Here is a 16,419-nt window from a genome sequence, read left to right as displayed (position 1 = left end):
CGATGAAGTTCGACACCCCCGCCACCACCAACCCCATCGACCAGCTGAAAGTGGTCGGCCAGCCGGTGGACCGCATCGACGGTCCGCTCAAGACCACGGGCACGGCGCCCTACGCATACGAGCGGCATGACGTCGTGCCCAACCAGGCGTACGGCTACATCGTCGGATCGGCCATTGCCAAGGGCCGGATCATTTCGATCGACCTGAGCCGCGCGAAGGCCGCGCCGGGCGTGATCGCCATCGTCACGCATGAGAACGCAGGCAAGCTGGGCAAGGGCAACTTCAACACGGCCCGGCTGCTCGGCGGCCCCGTCATCGACCACTACCACCAGGCCGTTGCGCTCGTCGTCGCGCAGACCTTCGAGCAGGCGCGCGCCGCAGCGCAACTCGTTCAGGTGCAGTACGCACGCGCCGAAGGCAGCTTCGGCCTCGCGGATGCGAAGGCTTCGACGGATCGCAAGACGATCAACCGCGACAACACCGTCGGCGACTTCGCCGGCGCATTCGCCAAGGCCGAAGTGCGGCTCGACCAGACCTACACCACGCCCGACCACTCGCACGCAATGATGGAGCCGCAAGCCACCATCGCCGCATGGGACGGCGACAAGCTCACCGTGTGGACCTCGAACCAGATGATCGACTGGACCACCGGCGAACTCGCGAAGACGCTGGACATGCCCAAGGACAAGGTCCACCTCATGTCGCCCTACATCGGCGGCGGTTTCGGCGGCAAGCTGTTCCTGCGGGCGGACACGCTGCTCGCGGCATTGGGCGCGCGCATTGCGCGACGACCGGTGAAGGTCGCGTTGCAGCGCCCTCTCATCGCCAACAACACCACGCACCGGCCAGCGACGATCCAGCGCATTCGCATCGGCGCCACCGCGCAAGGAAAGATCACCGCCATCGGCCACGAAAGCTGGTCCGGCAACCTGGTGGACGGCAAGCCCGAGAACGCAGTGCAGCAGACGCGCCTGCTCTACGCGGGCGAGCACCGGCTCACCGGCACCCGGCTGGCCCTGCTCGACCTGCCCGAAGGCAACGCGATGCGCGCACCGGGCGAGGCGCCGGGGCTGATGGCGTTGGAAATTGCCGTCGACGAAATCTCGCAACAGTTGGGCATCGACCCCATCGAGTTTCGCGTGCTCAACGACACGCAGGTAGACCCGGCCAACCCGAGCCGTCCCTTCTCGCAGCGCCGCCTCATCGAGTGCCTGCGCACCGGGGCCGAGCGCTTCGGATGGAACAAGCGCAGCGCGCGGCCCGGCCTCGTGCGCGACGGCCGATGGCTCGTCGGCATGGGTGTGGCGGCCGCCTTCCGCAACAACCAGGTGATGAAGTCGGCCGCGCGCGTGGCATTGGATGCGCGCGGCATCGTGACCGTCGAGACCGATATGACGGACATCGGCACCGGCAGCTACACGATCATTGCGCAGACGGCCGCCGAGATGATGGGCGTGCCGCTCGAACGCGTGGTCGTACGGCTCGGCGATTCGCACTTTCCCGCGTCCGCCGGCTCCGGCGGGCAATGGGGCGCCAACTGCTCGACGGCTGGCGTCTACGCGGCTTGCACCAAGCTGCGGGAGGCCGTCGCGCAACGGGCGGGCCTGGATGCCGCCAGCGCCGTCTTCGCGGACGGCATGGTGCGCGCCGGTGGCCGGAACGTTCCCCTCGCCGGTATCGCGGGCGGCGAGAGCATCGTCGCGGAAGACGTGCTGGAGTTCGGCAACCTGGACAAGCAGTACCAGCAGTCCACCTTCGGCGCGCACTTCGTGGAAGTCGGCGTGGACGCATTCACCGCCGAGATACGGGTGCGGCGCATGCTCGCCGTCTGCGCCGCGGGCCGCATCCTCAACCCCAAGTCGGCACGCAGCCAGGTCATCGGCGCGATGACCATGGGCGTCGGAGCCGCGCTCATGGAAGAGCTCGCGGTAGACGAGCGCCTGGGCTTCTTCGTCAATCACGACCTGGCCGGCTACGAGGTGCCGGTGCATGCCGACATCCCGCACCAGGAAGTGATCTTCCTGGACGAGACCGACCCGATCTCTTCGCCGATGAAGGCCAAGGGCGTGGGCGAGCTCGGCATCTGCGGCGTGGGTGCAGCGGTGGCGAACGCGATTCACAACGCCACGGGCATACGGGTGCGCGACTATCCGATCACGCTGGACAAGCTCATCAGCCGGATGCCGGATGCGGCTTGATGTGCGCAAGCCGCACAACACTTGTCGCCGTGCCGGCCTATGCGTAGCCCATAGCCGTTCCTAGACTTCCTCATCACTTTTGATGGATCTCCAGGAACAGCAACCATGTCAGGACTCTCTCGCCGCGGACTCATGAGCGCACTGGCCGTGCCCTGCGCGGCCGGCATCGTCGGCACCGCCGCTGCGGCATCGCCCTTCGCTCCCACACCCACCCTCCGCGCCATGTCGGGCGCCAAACCTCTGCAGCAGTTGAATGGCAAGGCCACCGCCCTGCTGGTGATCGATTTCCAGAACGAATACTTCACCGGCCGCATGCCCATTGCCGATGCATCGGATGCCGTCGCGCACACGAAGCGCCTTCTGGCATGGGCCGACCGGCACGCCCTCCCCGTGTTCCAGATACAGCACGTGGCACCGGCAGGCTCCGCGACATTCGCCCAGGGCGGCGACACCGTGAAGTTCCACACTGACATGCAACCGAGGGCGCGCGACATCGTCGTGCAGAAGACCACCGTCAGCGTCTTCGCAAGCAGCGACATCGCTCAGCGACTGCGAGCGGCCGGCGTGCAGACGCTCGTCATCACCGGCCTCATGACCCACGCATGCGTGGCCGGCGCTGCCCGCGACGGCGCCGTGCAGGGGTTCGACGTGGTGGTGTCGTCCGATGCCACGGCCACCCGTTCGATCCGCCGCGAGAACGGCGAGACCGTTTCGCATGACAGTCTGCATCGCGCAGCACTGGCTGAGATCGAAGACACCTTCGGCGAGGTGCTGACCACCGCGCAGATCCTGGCATTGCCGGTTGCCTGAAAATGCGAAGGATCTAAGGAACCCGCGGGAGGGCGGCGCATGGATCAGGTGAAGGCGATGCGCGCCTTTCAACGCATCGCGCAGGCGAAGAGCCTTTCGTCCGCGGCGCAGTCGCTGGGCACCACGCACTCCAGCCTGTCGCGCCAGTTGCAGGCGCTGGAGGCGTCGCTCGGCGCGCAGCTGGTGCGGCGCGACACGCGCGGCATCACGCTGACCGAAGCGGGGCATCGCTACCTCGCCGCCTGCACGGACATCCTCTCGCGGCTGGATGCGGCCCATGCCGATGCGGCGACGGACGGCAAGGCGCCCTCGGGGACGCTGAAGGTGAGCATGCCGCTCTCGATCGCGACGCTGGAGCTGCCCGACTGGCTGCCTGCCTTCCAGGCGCGCCATGCGGGCATCCGGCTGGAAGTCGTTTGCACCGACCGTTTCACCAAGCTTGTGGCCGAAGGCATCGACGTCGCGTTGCGTATCAGCGCCGAACTGGAGGATGCCTCGATGATGGTGCGGACGCTGGCCGTCTCCGACATGGTGCTGGTCGCCGCGCCACGCTATCTGGTCGAGCACGGCCTGCCCCGCACACCGGAAGACCTGTCGCAGCACCAGTGCCTGCAGCACAACGGGCCGGAAAGCCCCGCGCGCTGGACCCTGCATATGCGCAATGGTCAACAGCAAACGCTAAAGCCGGATGCGCGCTTCGCTTGCGACACGATCACCGCGCTGTATTCGGCCGCGAAATGCGGGCTGGGCATCGCAGCGCTGACCTGGCACACGGTGCGCGCCGACCTGCAGTCGGGTGCCCTCGTGCGCGTTCTGCCTGACGCGACGCTCGGGCAGCGCACTTACGCGGCGCTCTATCCGCGCACGCGGCACGTGCAGCCCGCGGTGCGCGCCTTCATCGATTTCATGGCGGCTCATTACAGATAGCAAAGCCGCGGGTTGTCACAACCCGGGTGGATGGCACGTCTTCTTCAGGTCAGCGGGAATCCCCGCGTAACCCTGGAGAACTCGACATGCACAGCAGCCCTGCGCAAATAGCCCCGGCCTATGACGGCCATTGCCACGCCTTCATCGACAGGCCACCGGCATCTTTTAATAATCAAAGTACTTTCTTTGATTAATAATGGACGTCGTAATGAACAAGCAATCAAGGGCGTGGCTAGGCGCCGGCCTCGCGACATTGGTAATTGGGGGAGCCGGCTACGGGCTCGTCACGAAGCTCACGCCGGCGCATGCGGAGGGTGGCGGCAGGCCGCCGGCCAAGGTGGCGGTGGCCACCGCGCAGAAGACGGAGGTGGCGCGCTTTCTCAGCGGCATCGGCACGCTGGAGGCCAACCGGCAGGTGGAGGTGCCGGCGGAAGTGGAAGGCCGCGTCGCGAAGATTCTCTTCACGCCCGGCGGCGAAGTGCGCGCAGGGCAACTGCTGGTACAGCTCAACGACGCGCCCGAGCAGGGCGACCTGGAGCGCCTGACGGCCCAGCGCGCCAATGCCAAGGCGCTGCTCGACCGCACGCGCCGACTGGTGCCGCAGCAGGCGGCCACGCAGGAACAGCTCGAACAGGCACAGGCCGCCTTCGACCAGGCCAGCGGCGACCTGCGGCGCGTGCAGGCGCTGCTGGAGCAGAAGCGCATCAAGGCGCCGTTCGATGGCGTGCTCGGCATCCGCCGCGTCAACCTCGGCCAGTTCGTGCGGGCCGGCGATGCGCTGGTGTCGCTCACCGACAGCCGCACGCTGTTCGCCAACCTCACGCTTCCCGAGACGGCGCTGCCCGTGCTCAAGCGCAACCAGCAAGTGGCGCTCTCGGTCGATGCCTATCCGGGGCGCGTGTTCCAGGGCCGGCTCAGCACCATCGAGCCGCAGATCGGCAGCGACACGCGCACGGTGCGCCTGCAGGCCACCATCGACAACGCCGACGGCGCGCTCACGCCGGGCATGTTCGTCAACGGCAAGGTCGCGTTGCCGGCGCGCAACGACGCCATCACCGTGCCCGAGACGGCCATTACCTACAGCACGCACGGCGACTCGGTCTTCGTGGTGCGGCCCGCCGAAAAGGGCGACGGCTTCACGGCGCTGCAGGTGTTCGTGAAGGCCGGCGAGCGGCAGGACGGCCTGGTCGTCATCGAGAAAGGCCTGATGCCCGGCGACAAGGTCGTCACTTCCGGCCAGCTGCGCCTGTACACCGGCGCCGCCGTGATGCCGACAGCGAAAGACACGCTGGCCCTCGCGCAGGAATCGAAGTCATGAAGTTCACCGACCTCTTCGTGCGCCGCCCCGTGCTGGCGCTGGTGGTGAGCACGCTCATCCTGCTGCTCGGCGCGCGTGCGCTGGGCGACCTGCCGGTGCGGCAATACCCGCTGACCGAGAGCACTACGCTCACCATCACCACGCAGTACCCCGGTGCCTCGCCGGAGCTGATGCAGGGCTTCGTCACGCAGCCCATCGCGCAGGCGGTGGCGACCATCGAGAACGTCGACTACCTGTCGTCGTCTTCCACGCTGGGCCGCAGCGTGATCAGCGTGCGCATGAAGCTCAATGCCGACGCCAACCAGGCACTCACGCAAGCCATGGCCCAGGTCAGCCAGGTGAAGTACCGGCTGCCGGCCGAGGCCTTCGACCCGGTCATCCTCAAATCGTCGGGCGAGGCAACGGCCGTGGCCTACGTCGGCTTCTCCAGCAAGACGATGCCGATGCCGGCGCTCACCGATTACCTCTCGCGCGTGGTGCAGCCGCAGTTCGCCTCCATCACCGGCGTCTCCGGCGTCGAGGTGTCGGGCGGGCAGACGCTGGCGATGCGCGTGTGGCTCGACCCCAACCGCATGGCCGCGCGCGGCATCTCGGCCGGCGAGCTGGCCGACGCGCTGCGCCAGAACAACGTGCAGGCCGCGCCCGGACAGGTGAAGGGCCTGTACGTGGTGTCGAACATCCGCGTGAACACCGACCTGGTGAACGTGGCCGAGTTCCGCGACATGGTGATCAAGCGCCAGACCGACGGTGGAAGCGACGCCATCGTGCGCCTGGGCGACGTGGCCACGGTGGAGCTGGGCGCGGCCAGCGCCGACAGCAGCGCGACGATGGACGGCATGCCCGCCATCTACCTCGGCCTGCAGGCCGCGCCCAACGGCAACCCGCTGGTGATCGTGAAGCGCATCCGCGAGCTGCTGCCCGGCATCAAGCAGAACCTGCCGCCGGGCGTTGAAGTGCAGTTGCCCTTCGAGCTGGCGCGCTTCATCGAGGCCTCCATCGACGAGGTGCGACACACGCTGCTGGAAGCCATCGCCATCGTGGTGATCGTGATCTTCCTGTGCCTGGGTTCGATCCGCGCGGTGCTCATTCCGGTGGTGACGATTCCGTTGTCGATGCTCGGCGCGGCCGCGCTGATGCTGCTGTTCGGCTTCAGCATCAACCTGCTGACGCTGCTGGCGATGGTGCTGGCCATCGGGCTGGTGGTGGACGACGCCATCGTGGTGGTGGAGAACGTGCATCGCCACATAGAAGAAGGCAAGTCGCGCGTGCAGGCCGCATTGATCGGCGCACGCGAAGTGGCCGGCCCGGTGATCGCGATGACGCTCACGCTCGCCGCGGTGTACGCGCCCATCGGGCTCATGGGCGGGCTCACCGGTTCGCTCTTCAAGGAGTTCGCCTTCACGCTGGCGGGTGCGGTGGTGGTGTCGGGCGTGATAGCGCTCACGCTGTCGCCGGTGATGAGCTCATTCCTGCTGCCGCAGGACACCACGGGCAGCCGCATGGCGCGCGCCGCCGAAGCCTTCTTCCACAGGCTCGCCACGGGCTACGGCCGGCTGCTGGATGTGTCGCTGCATCACCGCTGGGTGACCGGCGCGTTCGCGGCGCTGGTGCTGGTGAGCCTGCCCTTCCTCTACAACGCGGCGCAGCGCGAGCTCGCGCCCGGCGAAGACCAGGCCATGGTGCTGACGGCCATCAAGTCGCCGCAGCACGCCAACATCGACTACGTCGAGAAGTTCGGCAAGAAGTGGGACGAGGTCTTTGCCACGCTGCCCGAGAACACCGGCCGCTGGCTCATCAACGGCTCGGACGGCGTTTCGAACAGCATCGGCGGCGTGCAGCTGTCCGACTGGAAAGACCGCAAGCGCAACGCCGACCAGATCCAGAGCGACACACAGGGCCGCATGAACGATGTGGAAGGCAGCAGCGTCTTCGCGTTCCAGCTGCCCTCGCTGCCGGGCTCGACCGGTGGCCTGCCGGTGCAGATGGTCATTCGCAGCGCGGGTGACCATCGCGCCGTGTTCGAGGCGATGGAGGCGCTGAAGAAGTCGGCGCGCGACAGCGGCAAGTTCGCCGTGGTCGACAGCGACCTGGAGTTCAACAACCCCACGGTCGAGATCCGCGTGGACCGCGCCAAGGCCAACAGCATGGGCGTGACGATGAAGTCCATCGGCGACACGCTGGCGGTGCTGGTGGGCGAGAACTACGTCAACCGCTTCGGCATGGACGGCCGCTCTTACGACGTGATTCCGCAGTCGCCACGCGAGCAGCGGCTCACGGCCGAGGCGCTGTCGCGCTACTTCGTGAAGAGCGCGAGCGGCCAGCCCGTGCCGCTGGCCAACCTGGTGCAGCTGTCGACCAGCGTGGGCCCCAACAAGCTCACGCAGTTCAACCAGCTCAATGCGTCCACCTTCCAGGCCATTCCGATGCCGGGCGTGACCATGGGCGACGCGGTGGCCTTCCTGAGCGAAGAGGCGAAAAAACTGCCGGCCGGCTTCAGCTACGACTGGCAGTCGGACGCGCGGCAGTTCACGCAGGAGGGCTCGGCACTGGTGATGGCCTTCGTGTTCGCCATCGTGGTGATCTACCTGGTGCTGGCCGCGCAATACGAGAGCCTGCGCGACCCGCTGATCATTCTGATCAGCGTGCCGATGTCGATCTGCGGCGCGCTGGTGCCGCTGGCACTGGGCTTCGGCACCATCAACATCTACACGCAGATCGGGCTGGTGACGCTCATCGGACTCATCAGCAAGCACGGCATCCTGATGGTGGAGTTCGCCAACGAGATCCAGATGCACAAGGGCTTCGACCGGCGCGCGTCGATCGAGGAGGCCGCGCGCATCCGGCTGCGCCCCATCCTGATGACCACGGCCGCGATGGTGATGGGCCTGGTGCCGCTGCTGTTTGCCAGCGGCGCGGGCGCCAACAGCCGCTTCAGCATCGGCCTGGTGATCGTGGTCGGCATGCTGGTGGGCACGCTGTTCACGCTGTTCGTGCTGCCCACGATGTACACGCTGCTGGCGCGCGACCACCGCGCGGCGGGCCACTCGCAGCGCGCGGCCGAACTCGAAGCGCTGGCCGAAGGAGCATGACCATGAACCGACTCTTTACCTACGCCGCTCCCTTCGCATTGAGCATGCTGGTGCTGGCCGGCTGCGCCGTTGGGCCCAACTACAAAGCGCCGGCCGACGCACCCGTTGCCATCACCGTGCCCGAGCGCTCGCTGTTTGCCACCGACGCGGTGCAGCGCGACTGGTGGCACCAGCTCGACGATCCGCAGCTCGATGCGCTGATCGACCGCGCACTGGCCGAGAACCACGACATCCGCATCGCGCAGGCCCGGCTGCTCGAAGCCCGCGCCACGCAGACCGAGGCGGAGCTCGACCGGCTGCCGGTCGTGACCGCCGGCGCGAGCAAGACGCGCAGCATTGCGCAGGGCAACAGCGGCACTCAACCCGATGTACGTTCGCTGTCGCAGAGCAGCCGCACGGGCTTCGACGCTTCGTGGGAAATCGACTTGTTCGGCCGCCTGAAGCGGCTCGATGAAGCAGCGACCGCGCGCACCGAGGCCAGCGCGGCCGACCTCGAGCAGGTGCGCATCGTTGCCGTGGCCGAGCTGGCGCGCAACTACTACGAGATGCGCGGCGCCGAGCAGCGCATTTCCGTGACGCGCCGCACGCTCGACAGCCTGCGCCAGAGCCTGCGCGTGACCGAGGCGCAGGTGCAGACCGGCCGCGGCCTCGAGGGCGACCTGGCAAGCGCGCAGGCCAACCTGGCGACCACCGAAAGCCAGCTGCCCGCGCTCGAAACCACGCGCCGGCAGTCGGCCTACCGCGTCGCGGTGCTGGCCGGCCTGCGCCCCGGCGAACTGGAGCCGATGCTGCAGCCGCGCCAGCTGCGCGTGCTCGACAAGCGCCTGCCCATCGGCGACCTGGCCGACCTGCTGCGCCGCCGGCCCGACGTGCTGCGCGCCGAGCGTGGCCTGGCGGCCAGCACGGCCGACGTGGGCGCGGTCACGGCCGAGCTGTATCCGCGCTTCGACATCGGCGGCTTCCTGGGCTTTGTCGCGCTACGGGGCTCCGACCTGGGCAGTTCATCGAGCCGGGCCTTCAGCGTGACGCCGGGCGTGAGCTGGCCGGCCCTGCGGCTGGGCTCGGTGAAGGCCCGCGTGCGCGGCGCCGAGGCTCGGGCCGAAGGCGACCGCGCGCTCTACGAGCAGACCGTGCTGCGCGCCATCGAGGACGTGGAAGGCGCCCTCACCGGCTACGGCCAGAACCAGCTGCGCCTGCAACGGCTGATGGATGCATCCGCCCGCAGCGGCCGCGCCGCCGAACTGGCCGAGGTGCGCTACCGCGAAGGGGCCGCCCCCTACCTGAGCGTGCTCGACGCACAGCGCACCCTGCTGCGCGCACAAGACGCCGTGGCCGAGGCCGAAACCGCCTCGTACACCAGCCTCGTCGCGCTCTACAAGGCGCTGGGCGGCGGCTGGCAAGCACCCGCCGCTGCGAAGGGAGTGCCAACCACCTGACAATGGCACTGTTTCCTCCCTACGACCGAATCCGCCATGTCAGCCCCCGATGCCAAGCCCACCTGGATGCCGCACCAGCCGGCAGACCGCATCCTCTCGACGCTCAAGACCCGCGGCGCGCTCGGCATTCCCGATATCGCCAAGGTGCTGAACGTCACGGTGGAGGCGGTGCGCCAGCAGATGGCCAAGCTGGAAGCCGAAGGCCTGGTCGACGCCGAGAGCCGCTCCAGTGGCCGTGGCCGGCCCACGCAGATCTGGCGGCTGACGGGCGAGGGCCACAAGCGCTTTCCCGACACGCACGCCGAGATGACGGTGCAGATGATCAGCGCCGTCATCAGCGTGTTCGGCGAGAAGGGCATGGACCAGCTCATCAATGCGCGCGAAGCCTCCATGCGCACCAACTACACCGAGGCCATGCGCGGCGCGCGCAGCCTCAAGGCGCGGCTGGAGCGGCTGGCGGAAATCCGCAGCCGCGAGGGCTACATGGCCGAGTTCCGGCCCGACGAACAGGGCAAGGGGTTTCTCTTCATCGAGAACCACTGCCCCATCTGCACCGCGGCACAGGCCTGCACGGGCTTCTGCCGCAGTGAGCTGCAACTCTTCGACGAAGTGCTGGGGCCCGACGTGAGCGTCAGCCGCGTCGAACACGTGCTGGCGGGCGCGCGACGGTGCGCCTACCGGGTCGAACCCAAGGCGAATGCCTGACTCTGTTTTTTCAACAACCACCACAAGGAAACCACGATGGAACACAAGCTCCCACCCCTGCCATACGCGCTCGACGCACTGGCACCCGAGTACTCGCAGGAAACCCTCGAGTACCACTACGGCAAGCACCACAACGCCTACGTGGTGAACCTCAACAACCTGCAAAAGGGCACTGAGTTCGAATCGCTCACGCTCGAAGAGATCGTCAAGAAATCCAGCGGGGGCATCTACAACAACGCCGCGCAAATCTGGAACCACACCTTCTTCTGGAACTGCATGAAGCCGCAGGGCGGCGGCGCTCCCACCGGCGCGCTGGCCAAGGCCATTGATGCCAAGTGGGGCAGCTACGACGCTTTCAAGGAAGCCTTCGTGAAGTCGGCCGTGGGCAACTTCGGCTCGGGCTGGACCTGGCTGGTGAAGAAGGCCGACGGCTCCGTGGACATCGTGAACACCGGCGCCGCCGGCACGCCGCTGACCACCGCAGACACCGCGCTGCTGACGGTGGACGTCTGGGAACACGCCTACTACATCGACTACCGCAACCTGCGCCCGAAGTTCGTCGAGACCTTCCTGGCCAAGCTGGCTAACTGGGACTTCGCGGCGAAGAACTTCGGCTGAAACTTCGGCTGATCGATCAGCCGTTGATCAGGTTCAGGATGTTCCCGTCCGGGTCCTTGAACCACGCGACCTTCATCTCGCCCATGACATGGAGGTCGCCCACAAGCTTCGTGTCGGGCATGTCGTAGTGCTCGAAGCGCACGCCCTTGGCCTTGAGGGCAGCGGCCAGGCGCTCGATGTCTCCGCCCACCTGCCAGGTGACAGCCGTCGCCTGGTTCGTTCCGGCGAACTGCGAGCGGTACACGTTGATTCGCGTGCTGCCGCTGCGGTAGACGATGACTTCGTCGCCCTCCGCATCGACCTGCGACAGGCCCAGCGTGTCTTCGTAGAAGCGGCGGGCCACCGCGAGGTCTTTCACCGCGAGATTGGCCACTGCGTTGATGTTTCCGAGCATGCGAGTCTCCTGGGTTTCCTTCGGGGAGGCCCGGCGTGCCATCGACGCATGCCGGGCTTGCCAAAAATACTCAACCATGCGGTGCAGTATTTGCGTCGGACAGGGCCCTGTCAAGACATCGGAAAATGGCACCCCGCAAGTCGATACGAGCCCCATCGCAAATGAAGAAATCCTTCTTACCCGGCTTCCGGCACACTGCACCCCCGGTGCAGTGACGACGGCAACGACTGCAACCCCGAATCGACCCCGACAAAGAGACAACCCATGATCCGCAGACACCTCGGCAAGCTGGCCCTCGCGCTGGCATTCCCCCTGGCCTTCACGGCCACCGCTCATGCACAGACCGCGGCCTACCCCGCCAAGCCCATCCGCATGGTCGTGCCCTTCCCGCCCGGCGGCGGCACCGACATCCTGGCGCGCCTGGTGGCCCAGAAGCTCACCGAGGTGAACCACTGGACCGTGGTGCCCGACAACCGCGCGGGCGCCGGCGGCACCATCGGCATCGCCGAGGCTGCGCGCGCCGCGCCCACGGGCTACGACATCGTGATGGGCCAGAAGGACAACATGGTCGTCGCGCCCTGGCTCTACAAGAACCTGAGCTACAACCCGGTGAAAGACCTCACCGCGGTGGCCCACGTGGCCTACACGCCGGTGGTGATCGTCACGCAGGCCAATTCCAAGTTCAAGACGCTCGACGACGTGGTGAAGGCCGCACGCGCCGCGCCAGACACCGTTACCTACGGCTCGCCCGGCAACGGCACCACCATCCACCTGGCCGGCGAGATCTTCAACAGCGCCGCCAAGATCAAGATGCGCCACGTGCCCTACAAGGGCTCCAACGCGGCCATGATGGACGTGCTCGCGGGCAACGTCGACCTGATGGTGTCGTCGGTGCCCTCGGCCATGGCGCAGATCAAGGCGGGCAAGCTGCGCCCGCTGGCGGTCACGTCGGCCAAGCGCAGCACCTCGCTGCCCGACACGCCCACCGTGGCCGAGCTCGGCTACAAAGACTTCGACGTGAGCACCTGGTACGGCATCTTCGTGCCGGCCGGCACGCCCAAGGACGTGGTGACGCTGCTGAATGCCGATATCAACAAGCTGCTGGCCACGCCTGAAATGAAGGCAGCCATCATCGCGCAGGGCGCGGAGCCGCAGAGCATGACGCCGGAGCAGTTCGGCGCGCTGCTGAAGACCGACTACGAGAAGTGGAAGGGCATCGTGCAAGCCTCGGGCGCGACAATCGAATAAGCCTGCGCGCCGCAGAATGGTGTCTCCAGAACAAGCCGCAACGACGGCATGGAGACACCGATGGTTCCTTCGCTTCCCCTGAAGACAGCCGCCCTGGCGGCGGTTGTCGCCCTCGTCCAGGGCTGCGCGCAGACGCCCGCGCAGAAGCCTTCCGACGCAACCGTGGCTGCCCACGTCGCGGCAGCCACGCAGGCCGCGGGCACCGACCTAGGCCCGCTGCTCTCGCTGTGCAAGCCCGCCCCAGCCACGCGCCCGCCGCAGGACGAACTCGACAAGGGCCTCCCGCTGCTCATCAACAAACCGGCGCCGCCGCCCGCCAGGGCTTTCGACAACCTGTATTTCGTGGGCGCCGACTGGGTCAGCGCCTGGGCCATCAAGACCTCCGACGGCATCATCCTCATCGATGCGCTGAACAACCAGGTGGAGGCCGCCGCGCTGATAGAAGGCGGCATGCGCAAGCTGGGCCTCGACCCGGCGCAGATCAAGTACGTGATCGTCACGCACGGCCACGGCGACCACTACGGCGGCGCGCCCTACCTCGCGCAGAAGTACCGCACGCGCGTGGTGATGAGCGACGCCGACTGGACGATGACCGAGACGAAGCTGGAGTTCGCCACGCCCGTCTGGGGCGCGCCGCCCAAGCGCGGCGCGGGCGACATCTCGGCGAAGGACGGCGACCGCATCACCCTGGGCGACACCACCGTCACGCTGTACCTCACGCCGGGCCACACCATGGGCACGCTCTCGCCGGTGTTCGACGTGAGCGAGAACGGCCGCAAGCACCGCGCCATGCTCTGGGGCGGCACGGGCTTCAACTTCGGCAAGGACGTGCCGCGGCTGGACAACTACATCGCGTCCACCCGGCGCATGGATGCCCTGGTCAAGGCGCAAGGCATCGACGTGATGCTGTCGAACCACTCGAACGTCGACAGCTCTCAGGCCAAGATGGCGGCGATGCGGCAGCAGCCGGCCGGCGCGGCGAACCCCTTCGTGATGGGCACGCCCACGGTGGAGCGCGCATTGAACGTGATGGGCGAATGCGCGCAGGCGCAGCGCGACAGGTTCGCGATGCAGTAGTGGCGTCTTGAGCGTGCACCAGTCACGATGGCTGCGCTCCCTCTCCCCTTGGGGAGAGGGCTGGGATGAGGGTCAGCGGCGGTGGCGAAGGCTGCGCATGTCCGAAAGCCGCAGCCCTCACCCTAACCCTCTCCCCAAGGGGAGAGGGGACAAGGCAGCAAAGCAGGCGCTTAATCCGGCACGAACTTGGTGTTGAAGATAGCGACGTCCGACTCATCCTCGAACGTCGCCACCTGCCCCATCTTCCCGTCGCTCAGTCGGCAAGCCGAGAACAGGCTGTAGCGGCCCTTGAAATAGAACTCGTCCATCACGATCAGCGCGTACGGGTACGGCACGAAGACCTGGTGCTCGAAGACGATGCGGTGCACGTTCCTCGGCGACGGGAAGAGCTTGTACTCGATGGTGTCGATCGACTTGGCAGTGGCCATGGCGTGCGTGTCCTTCGTTTCGATCAGGCAGGGTCGCGCACGTCGGCCACGGGGTTGTTGCCGAAGTCTTCGCGCGCCAGGTACTTGAGTACCTTGGCAGCGGCGGTGGCGGGGCTGTCGAGCCGGCCATCCTCCTTCATGCTCACGAAGCGCGTGCGGTCCGGAAACTTCTCGGCCGAGGCGCCACGCAGTTGCACCTGCATGTCGGTGTCGATCACGCCTGGCGCGAGCGAGACGATGCACGCGCCGTTCGTTGCATTCGCTTCCTCGAGCGCCACGGCGCGCGAGAAGTGGTCCATGCCGGCCTTGGCCGCGCAGTAAGGCGCTTGGCTGCCCATGGCGTTGCGGCCCAGGCCCGACGAGATGTTCAGCACCTTGCGTGCGCCGCGCCATTCGCGGGTGGCGCCGAGGAAGGCAGCCGTCAACAGCATCGGCGCTTCGAGGCCGATGCGCAGGGCCAGCGAGAGCTCGGCCTCCACCGCGCTCGACAGCGGCGCGGGGTTGCCGACGGTGCCGGCGTTGTTGATGAGCGTGACGCTGTCGAAGCGTTGCGCGTCGATGGTCTTGAGCCATGCCGACACGCGGGCCGATGCGGCCACGGGGTCGGACAGGTCCTGCTCCCACTGCACGAGTTCGGCGCCGGCGGCCTTGGCTGCCTCGGCAAGCGCTGGGTCTTGCTTGCGCGAGATGCCCAGCACCGTGTGGCCGGCCTGCAGCAGCTGTTCGGCCATGGCATGGCCCAGGCCGCGCGAGGCGCCGGTAATGAGGGTGAGGTGGGAAGCGGTCATCGAGGGAAGCTCTTTCTGGAACGAAGGCGGGGAGGTTAAGCGGTATCGAGAGGCCTTGGTGCTCAACCGGTACGGAACTGTTTGCGAAGGAAGTTTCGGTGGCGGGCGATGTGTTGCAGCTGCGCAGGCGCGATGGTGCCGTCGAGGTCGACCTCGTCTGCGCCGTTGAGCACCGCATTGGCATTGGCCATCGCACGCGAGACGACTTCTTCCTCGCTCACGCCGAGCTGCGCCGCAAGGTTGAGCGCCACGCGCCGCATGGCGCGCTGCGAAAGCATCCACATCGCGCCGAAGCGGTCCCACGCGAGCGCGGCCTCTTCAGACTTCTCGCGGTCGGCCAGGATCTCATTGAGCGGCTTGGCCAGTATTTCGTTGAGCGCATCGAGCTTCTCGTTCAGCGCCTCGTTACGTTCGATGGCCTCCTGCAGCGTTGGGCCGGTGTCTTCGGCCTTCGCCTTGGGCGCCTCGGGCGGTGCGATGAAGGCCGCTTCCGCATTCGCGGGCACCACCTGGAGCTGGTCTTTGAGGGTCATGTGTTTTCCGTTTCCGCCGAGGCGTTCTTCCTGTTCGACATCGCGGTCGCGCGCAGGCCCGGCAGGTCGAGCACGCGCAGTCCACCGTACTCCACGCGGATCAGGCCCTGTGCCGACAGGCCGTTCAGCGCCTCGTTCACGCGCTGGCGCGAGAGGCCGACCAGGTAGGCCAGCTCCTGCTGCGTGATGCGCAGCACCTCGCCCACGCCCGGGTACAGCACCGGGTTGAACAGCGACACCAGGTTGCGCGCCACGCGCGCGTCGGGGTTGTTGAGCCGGTCGATCTCCAGCGCCGCGATGAACTGGCCCAGCCGTTCATTCAGCTGGTTCATCACGAAGCGGTTGAAGCCGATGGAATGGTCGAGCAGCCAGTGGAAGCTCTCGATAGGCAGCCCCGCCACCAGGCTGCGCCGCAGTGCCTGGATGTTGTAGCGGTAGGGCTCGCGCTTCATCACCGTGCCTTCGCCGAACCAGCCGCCTGGCGGCACGCCGGTGTAGGTGACCGAGCCGCCATCGGCGTTGTCGTTGCTCATCTTGAGCAGCCCCTCGACCACGCCGAACCAGTAGGTAGGCGAGCGGCCGACGCGGCACACCAGGTCGCCGGGCTCGGCCTCGCCCACAACCAGCGCGGCCTCGGCGCGGCGGCGCTCGGCAGGCGTGAGCGTGGGCAGCCAGGGGATGCCTTCGAGCTCCGCGGCATTGGCGGGACGCACGCGGTCCTTGATCGAACCGCCGAGCACGTTGTGGTTGAGATTGCCGTGAGGCATCGGGAAACTCCGGGGAGTAGTGTCCCTAGGATTGTCGTTGGAACGACAACCGGGCGTCAAAGTGAGACCTACGATCCGCCCAC

Annotated in this window: 15 protein-coding genes; 10 read left to right on the top strand and 5 right to left on the bottom strand. The window is 67.2% G+C overall.

The window, feature by feature from the left end; genetic code table 11:
• Nucleotides 1–2: 2 nt before the first annotated feature.
• The 8 genes from paoC to NWF24_RS00225 all read left to right on the top strand — a co-directional run bounded on the left by paoC (nucleotide 3) and on the right by NWF24_RS00225 (nucleotide 11,101).
• Nucleotides 3–2,198, top strand: a complete 2,196-nt coding sequence (gene paoC, locus NWF24_RS00260; protein WP_258352425.1) for an aldehyde oxidoreductase molybdenum-binding subunit PaoC — start codon at nucleotides 3–5, stop codon at nucleotides 2,196–2,198.
• Nucleotides 2,199–2,303: 105 nt separating this feature from the next.
• The gene (locus tag NWF24_RS00255) at nucleotides 2,304–3,008 is read left to right on the top strand and encodes a cysteine hydrolase family protein (RefSeq protein ID WP_258352424.1); all 705 of its coding nucleotides are present in this window, start codon (nucleotides 2,304–2,306) and stop codon (nucleotides 3,006–3,008) included.
• A 39-nt stretch (nucleotides 3,009–3,047) separates the two neighbouring features.
• Nucleotides 3,048–3,935 carry a LysR family transcriptional regulator gene (locus tag NWF24_RS00250; protein ID WP_258352423.1) on the top strand — a complete coding sequence of 296 codons (888 nt, stop codon included), beginning with the start codon at nucleotides 3,048–3,050 and terminating at the stop codon, nucleotides 3,933–3,935.
• 208 nt (nucleotides 3,936–4,143) lie between these two features.
• Nucleotides 4,144–5,253 carry an efflux RND transporter periplasmic adaptor subunit gene (locus NWF24_RS00245; RefSeq protein ID WP_258352422.1) on the top strand — a complete coding sequence of 370 codons (1,110 nt, stop codon included), beginning with the start codon at nucleotides 4,144–4,146 and terminating at the stop codon, nucleotides 5,251–5,253.
• Complete coding sequence (locus NWF24_RS00240) at nucleotides 5,250–8,342, top strand: MexW/MexI family multidrug efflux RND transporter permease subunit (RefSeq protein ID WP_258352421.1); 3,093 nt, start codon at nucleotides 5,250–5,252, stop codon at nucleotides 8,340–8,342. Before NWF24_RS00245 ends, NWF24_RS00240 begins: the two co-directional genes overlap by 4 nt.
• Nucleotides 8,339–9,778 carry an efflux transporter outer membrane subunit gene (locus tag NWF24_RS00235; protein ID WP_258352420.1) on the top strand — a complete coding sequence of 480 codons (1,440 nt, stop codon included), beginning with the start codon at nucleotides 8,339–8,341 and terminating at the stop codon, nucleotides 9,776–9,778. Before NWF24_RS00240 ends, NWF24_RS00235 begins: the two co-directional genes overlap by 4 nt.
• Nucleotides 9,779–9,814: 36 nt before the next feature.
• Nucleotides 9,815–10,483: a helix-turn-helix transcriptional regulator gene (locus tag NWF24_RS00230; RefSeq protein WP_258352419.1), complete on the top strand. Its 669-nt coding sequence runs from the start codon at nucleotides 9,815–9,817 to the stop codon at nucleotides 10,481–10,483.
• 36 nt (nucleotides 10,484–10,519) lie between these two features.
• On the top strand, nucleotides 10,520–11,101 hold the full coding sequence (locus NWF24_RS00225) for a superoxide dismutase (RefSeq protein WP_258352418.1): 582 nt from the start codon (nucleotides 10,520–10,522) through the stop codon (nucleotides 11,099–11,101).
• A 16-nt stretch (nucleotides 11,102–11,117) separates the two neighbouring features.
• On the opposite strand, the gene NWF24_RS00220 is transcribed toward NWF24_RS00225, so the two are convergent.
• Nucleotides 11,118–11,495: a VOC family protein gene (locus NWF24_RS00220; protein ID WP_258352417.1), complete on the bottom strand. Its 378-nt coding sequence runs from the start codon at nucleotides 11,493–11,495 to the stop codon at nucleotides 11,118–11,120.
• Nucleotides 11,496–11,759: 264 nt separating this feature from the next.
• Between NWF24_RS00220 and NWF24_RS00215 the strand changes: the two genes are divergently transcribed.
• Both NWF24_RS00215 and NWF24_RS00210 read left to right on the top strand, forming a co-directional pair.
• A complete protein-coding gene (locus NWF24_RS00215; RefSeq protein ID WP_093059315.1) occupies nucleotides 11,760–12,743 on the top strand; it encodes a Bug family tripartite tricarboxylate transporter substrate binding protein in 984 nt (327 codons plus the stop codon).
• 60 nt (nucleotides 12,744–12,803) lie between these two features.
• A complete protein-coding gene (locus NWF24_RS00210; RefSeq protein WP_258352416.1) occupies nucleotides 12,804–13,820 on the top strand; it encodes an MBL fold metallo-hydrolase in 1,017 nt (338 codons plus the stop codon).
• 170 nt (nucleotides 13,821–13,990) lie between these two features.
• Here NWF24_RS00210 and NWF24_RS00205 read toward each other — a convergent pair whose 3' ends face one another.
• The 4 genes from NWF24_RS00205 to NWF24_RS00190 form a co-directional block, all read right to left on the bottom strand.
• The gene (locus tag NWF24_RS00205) at nucleotides 13,991–14,248 is read right to left on the bottom strand and encodes a hypothetical protein (protein WP_258352415.1); all 258 of its coding nucleotides are present in this window, start codon (nucleotides 14,246–14,248) and stop codon (nucleotides 13,991–13,993) included.
• 23 nt (nucleotides 14,249–14,271) lie between these two features.
• Nucleotides 14,272–15,036, bottom strand: coding sequence for an SDR family NAD(P)-dependent oxidoreductase (locus NWF24_RS00200; protein ID WP_258352414.1), 765 nt, complete (start codon nucleotides 15,034–15,036; stop codon nucleotides 14,272–14,274).
• Between the two features lie 62 nt (nucleotides 15,037–15,098).
• Nucleotides 15,099–15,569: a hypothetical protein gene (locus NWF24_RS00195; protein ID WP_258352413.1), complete on the bottom strand. Its 471-nt coding sequence runs from the start codon at nucleotides 15,567–15,569 to the stop codon at nucleotides 15,099–15,101.
• Complete coding sequence (locus NWF24_RS00190; RefSeq protein ID WP_093059323.1) at nucleotides 15,566–16,336, bottom strand: Crp/Fnr family transcriptional regulator; 771 nt, start codon at nucleotides 16,334–16,336, stop codon at nucleotides 15,566–15,568. The genes NWF24_RS00195 and NWF24_RS00190 overlap by 4 nt, the downstream gene beginning before the upstream one ends.
• Between the last annotated feature and the right edge of the window lie 83 nt (nucleotides 16,337–16,419).

Origin of the sequence: Variovorax paradoxus (assembly GCF_024734665.1) — a bacterium.
In the GTDB taxonomy this organism is placed as follows: Bacteria; Pseudomonadota; Gammaproteobacteria; order Burkholderiales; family Burkholderiaceae_C; genus Variovorax.
Note: the sequence above shows the minus strand (reverse complement) of the source record. Positions and strands in the feature narration are given on the sequence as shown.

Excerpts from the sequence above, each read along its gene's own strand:
- paoC (WP_258352425.1), top strand. The coding sequence starts at position 3 with ATGAAGTTCGACACCCCCGCCACCACCAACCCCATCGACCAGCTGAAA.
- NWF24_RS00255 (WP_258352424.1), top strand. The coding sequence starts at position 2,304 with ATGTCAGGACTCTCTCGCCGCGGACTCATGAGCGCACTGGCCGTGCCC.
- NWF24_RS00250 (WP_258352423.1), top strand. The coding sequence starts at position 3,048 with ATGGATCAGGTGAAGGCGATGCGCGCCTTTCAACGCATCGCGCAGGCG.
- NWF24_RS00245 (WP_258352422.1), top strand. The coding sequence starts at position 4,144 with ATGAACAAGCAATCAAGGGCGTGGCTAGGCGCCGGCCTCGCGACATTG.
- NWF24_RS00240 (WP_258352421.1), top strand. The coding sequence starts at position 5,250 with ATGAAGTTCACCGACCTCTTCGTGCGCCGCCCCGTGCTGGCGCTGGTG.
- NWF24_RS00235 (WP_258352420.1), top strand. The coding sequence starts at position 8,339 with ATGACCATGAACCGACTCTTTACCTACGCCGCTCCCTTCGCATTGAGC.
- NWF24_RS00230 (WP_258352419.1), top strand. The coding sequence starts at position 9,815 with ATGTCAGCCCCCGATGCCAAGCCCACCTGGATGCCGCACCAGCCGGCA.
- NWF24_RS00225 (WP_258352418.1), top strand. The coding sequence starts at position 10,520 with ATGGAACACAAGCTCCCACCCCTGCCATACGCGCTCGACGCACTGGCA.
- NWF24_RS00220 (WP_258352417.1), bottom strand. The coding sequence starts at position 11,495 with ATGCTCGGAAACATCAACGCAGTGGCCAATCTCGCGGTGAAAGACCTC.
- NWF24_RS00215 (WP_093059315.1), top strand. The coding sequence starts at position 11,760 with ATGATCCGCAGACACCTCGGCAAGCTGGCCCTCGCGCTGGCATTCCCC.
- NWF24_RS00210 (WP_258352416.1), top strand. The coding sequence starts at position 12,804 with ATGGTTCCTTCGCTTCCCCTGAAGACAGCCGCCCTGGCGGCGGTTGTC.
- NWF24_RS00205 (WP_258352415.1), bottom strand. The coding sequence starts at position 14,248 with ATGGCCACTGCCAAGTCGATCGACACCATCGAGTACAAGCTCTTCCCG.
- NWF24_RS00200 (WP_258352414.1), bottom strand. The coding sequence starts at position 15,036 with ATGACCGCTTCCCACCTCACCCTCATTACCGGCGCCTCGCGCGGCCTG.
- NWF24_RS00195 (WP_258352413.1), bottom strand. The coding sequence starts at position 15,569 with ATGACCCTCAAAGACCAGCTCCAGGTGGTGCCCGCGAATGCGGAAGCG.
- NWF24_RS00190 (WP_093059323.1), bottom strand. The coding sequence starts at position 16,336 with ATGCCTCACGGCAATCTCAACCACAACGTGCTCGGCGGTTCGATCAAG.